5 protein-coding genes are annotated in these 4,001 nt (G+C 68.6%); 4 read left to right on the plus strand and 1 reads right to left on the minus strand.

Translation table 11 applies throughout. The features are described from left to right. The 3 genes from lnt to ACILQR_RS15825 all read left to right on the plus strand — a co-directional run. Positions 1 to 1,038: apolipoprotein N-acyltransferase (lnt, locus tag ACILQR_RS15815; RefSeq protein WP_395652337.1), on the plus strand; the 1,038-nt coding region annotated here is incomplete at its 5' end. Continuing rightward, a complete protein-coding gene (locus ACILQR_RS15820; protein ID WP_395652338.1) occupies positions 992 to 1,330 on the plus strand; it encodes a helix-turn-helix domain-containing protein in 339 nt (112 codons plus the stop codon). The genes lnt and ACILQR_RS15820, both read left to right, overlap by 47 nt. A gap of 180 nt (positions 1,331 to 1,510) precedes the next feature. Next, positions 1,511 to 1,933, plus strand: coding sequence for a helix-turn-helix domain-containing protein (locus ACILQR_RS15825; RefSeq protein ID WP_395652339.1), 423 nt, complete (start codon positions 1,511 to 1,513; stop codon positions 1,931 to 1,933). Between the two features lie 197 nt (positions 1,934 to 2,130). Here ACILQR_RS15825 and ACILQR_RS15830 read toward each other — a convergent pair whose 3' ends face one another. Next, positions 2,131 to 2,670, minus strand: a complete 540-nt coding sequence (locus ACILQR_RS15830) for an S-type pyocin family protein (protein ID WP_395652340.1) — start codon at positions 2,668 to 2,670, stop codon at positions 2,131 to 2,133. Between the two features lie 115 nt (positions 2,671 to 2,785). Here ACILQR_RS15830 and coaBC point away from each other — a divergent pair. After that, a partial coding sequence (gene coaBC / locus ACILQR_RS15835; protein ID WP_395652341.1) for a bifunctional phosphopantothenoylcysteine decarboxylase/phosphopantothenate--cysteine ligase CoaBC occupies positions 2,786 to 4,001 on the plus strand: 1,216 nt, incomplete at its 3' end.

A 4,001-nucleotide genomic window follows, 5' to 3' on the forward strand; every position in this document is an offset into this window, starting at 1 on the left:
ATCGTGGACCGTTATGTCCGCCTGACCGCCTCTGCCCCGGTCGCGGGCGGTCCCGGCCGGATGCCGGACGTCGTCGTGTGGCCCGAGGGCGCCCTGCCCGCCAGCGCCAACACCGTCTTCGCCGACGGCGCCCCCGAGGCCGCCGCCATCGCCCGCGCCCTGACGCCCGGCCAGACCCTGCTGATCGGCCTGGCGCGCGCGGAGGCCGGCGCCGGTCCCGGACAGCCCGACCGCTATTTCAACGCCCTGTTCGCCCTTCACGACGAAGGCGGCGGCCCGGATTCGGCACCCGGCGTCCGGATCGCGGCAGTATACGATAAGTACCGGTTGGTGCCGTTCGGCGAATTCATCCCCCTGGGCAATCTGATGGGGGCGCTGGGCGTCCGGGCTCTGGTTCATATGCCGGACGATTTCAGTTCGGGACCTCGGCCAGCGCCGATCAGCCTGCCCAATGCGCCGCCGGTCCAGCCCCTGATCTGCTATGAAAGCCTGTTTCCGGGCTTCACCCCAGGCGGCGCCGGGCGACCGCGCTGGATCGTCAATGTCTCGAACGACGCCTGGTTCGGCCGCACCTCGGGGCCGCTGCAGCACCTGAATCTGGCCAGCTACCGCGCGCTCGAGACCGGCCTTCCGCTCGTCCGCTCCACCCCCACGGGGGTCTCGGCCATGATCGACCCCTGGGGCCGGGTGATCGAGGGACAGAGGCTGGAGCCCGGCCAGAGCGGCGTGATCGACGCCTTCCTGCCGGAGCCGACCCGCCCGACACTCTATGGCCGGACGGGCGACCTGCTGTTCTGGCTGATGATCCTGGCCGGCCTCGTCTGCGCCGCGCCGTGGGGCCGAATCTTCGCCCGATGGGCGTTCTCGGCAGGGAGATTGCCCGATGAGGGGTCAGGACGGTGCGGATCGGCTCAAGACCGAACATATCGACATCGCCCTGGGCCGCAGGCTGCGCGATCTTCGTCAGGCGATGGCCCTGACCCGCGAACAAGTGGCCCGCGATCTCGACGTCTCCGAGACCCGGATCCAGGACTATGAGGCCGGCGAACGGATCCCCGCCTCGCGCCTGTGGCAGTTCTGCGGATGCTACGGCGTGGAGGTCGAGAGCCTGTTCGCCGGCCTGTCACATAAGGTCGGGGGACCGACGACCCCGGCCGACGCCGGCCGGGCGACGGAACTGGCCGAGGACGGCGCCGGGTTCGACAATCCTCTGGCCGAAGAAATCGTGCGCGCCATCGGCGCCGCCGCCGCCGACCTCAATCCGGTGGAACGCCGCCTGGCGCTGGCTGCCCTCAGAGGGATGGGGTCGCGCAAGCTCAAGACGCCCTGATTTCTGGCAAACCCTTGAGATCGCATCGCAACCGCGGCGATTCATGCCAAAAAACCACTATTTTCAGTCAAACAGGTTGAAACCATCCCCCGAGCGGGGCCGTATACGAAAAGTAGGATGACAGCCGCGAAATCGCGGCGCATTGCAAACTTAGCGTTATTGACCAGCGGCGAGAGAGTTATGGCCAGAGGCACCGGCGAAGACGGTCCACACCCGGTAGACCGGCACGTGGGCCGCAGGGTCTGCGAGAAACGGATCAGCCTGGGCTACAATCAGAGCGACCTGGGCCGCGCGCTCGGCCTGACCTTCCAGCAGATCCAGAAGTACGAGAAGGGCGCCAACCGCATCTCGGCCTCCAAGCTCTGGGACATCGCCCGCTTCTTCAAGGTCGACATCGGCTATTTCTTCTCCGGCATGGCCCAGAGCCAGCCCGGCATGGCCGAGGACGGCGCCCCCGCCTTCGACCACGACTTCCCCTCGACCCGCTACTCGATCGAGATCTCGCGCCTCGCGCCCCAGCTCTCGACGCGGCAGCAGAAGCTGGCCCTCGACGTGATCCGCGAGATGGTCGAGCGCGCCGAAACCCCCGACGCCGCAGACTGATGTCTTTGGGGCGCTGACGCGCCGCGCTATCGCTCGCGACGCGGTCGCTCGCTGCTTGAGCGCATTCTCGTCCTGGGCGCTGACGCGCCGCGCTATTGCTCGCGACGCGGTCGCTCGCTGCTTGAGCGCGATGCCGGTCCCTTTCGTGCGGACGGGATCGGCGCGTCTCATCCGCCCCTCCGCAACCGCGGCGCTGCTCAGTTCTGGCTGTTTCGCGACTGGCCGAAGGTCGGGGCGCGGGACTTCTGCTCGGCCCAGTAGGTCGCGCCGTCGTCGGGCTTGAACATGGTGCGCGGCGTGCCGTCGCGTGACACCACCGCGAACGTATTGGTCGAGGCCTGATAGAACAGGGTGTCGCCGTTCGGCCGTTTGACGGTGTCCACGCCGCTGGGCGGGGTCTCGGTGAAGGTCTTGATCCGCGCCAGATAATCCTCTGGACTGCGCGCCCCGAAGGCTGCGCCGTTCCGTTCGTAGAGACGGGTGATCTTGGCGTCGACGGTCTCGCGCCGGTTGGCGGTCAGCACCGGCCTGGCCGCGACCTCGGGCGTCGCAACGTCCGCCACCCCCGCCCCGGTCGCTGCCGTGAGGGTCACCACATCGGCCTTGACCGTCCGATCCCGCGTCTGGACCGCCGACGGCCCGTTGTCGCAAGCCGCGAGGCCCAGGCTCGTCATCGCCAGTATCGCCCAGACCGAGACCGCATGTGCCGAAACCGCACGTCCAAAATGCATCGTCATGGTTGTTCCTCCCACCTGAAACCCGCAAAACGATGTTAGACACAGCCTCTTTGTTCTTGCAATGTTCTTTTTGGCTTCGCTCGACGATTCGCGCACGGGCCGTTAGACAGGCCCCATGACCCTGGCCCCTCCCTCCTCGTCGGACCTGACCGGCCGCAAGATCCTGCTGATCGTCGGCGGCGGGATCGCGGCCTATAAGGCGCTGGAGCTGGTGCGATTGATCAGGAAGGCCGGCGGCGAGGTCCGCGTCGTCCTGACCAAAGCGGGCGCCGAGTTCGTCACGCCCCTGTCCCTAGCCTCCCTGAGCGGCCATCCGGTGCATCAGGCCCTGTTCTCGCCCGAGGACGAGACGACGATGGGCCATATCGAGCTGTCGCGCTGGGCCGACCTGATCGTCGTGGCGCCGGCGACGGCGGGCCTGATCGCCAAGGCGGCCAACGGCCTGGCCGACGACCTGGCCTCCACGACCCTGATCGCGACCGACAAGAAGACGCTTCTGGCCCCGGCCATGAACGTGCGGATGTGGCTGCACCCGGCGGTTCAGGCCAATGTCGCGCGGCTCAAGGGTTTCGAGGGCTTCCACGGCATGGCGGTGGTCGGTCCCGACGACGGCGAGATGGCCTGTGGCGAGTACGGGCCGGGCCGGATGGCCGAACCCGCCGCGATCCTGGACGCCATCCTGGCCGAACTGCGCGGCGCCGTGGGTCGCCCCCTGGCCGGAAAACGCGCGGTGGTCACCGCCGGTCCCACCTTCGAGGCCATCGACCCGGTGCGGGGCCTGACCAACCGGTCCAGCGGCAAACAGGGCTACGCCATCGCCGCCGCCCTGGCCGACCTGGGGGCAGAGGTCACCCTGGTCTCCGGCCCGACCGGCCTGCCCACGCCCGTCGGCGTCACGCGTGTGGATGTCGAGAGCGCGCTCGACATGCAGGCGGCGACGCAAGCCGCCGTGTCTTCGAGGAATGGGCCGGCCCAGATCGCCGTCCTGTCCGCCGCCGTCGCCGACTGGCGGATCGACACCATCGCGGGCGGCAAGATCAAGAAGGGTCCGGGCGGCCCCCCGACCCTGGCGCTGATCGAGAACCCCGACATCCTGGCGGGTCTGTCCGCCCCCGGTCCGATGCGGCCTGACCTGGTCGTCGGTTTCGCGGCCGAGACCAGCGATCTGGAGGCCAACGCCCGCGCCAAACTGTCGAGGAAGGGCTGCGACTGGATCGTCGGCAACGACGTGTCCTCCGACGTGTTCGGCTCGGACGGCAACACCGTGATGCTGGTCACCGCCGAGGGCGCCGAGACCTGGCCGCGCCAGTCCAAGACCGACATCGCCCGGC

This window comes from Brevundimonas sp. (genome assembly GCF_044239655.1).
Taxonomy (GTDB): domain Bacteria; phylum Pseudomonadota; class Alphaproteobacteria; order Caulobacterales; family Caulobacteraceae; genus Brevundimonas.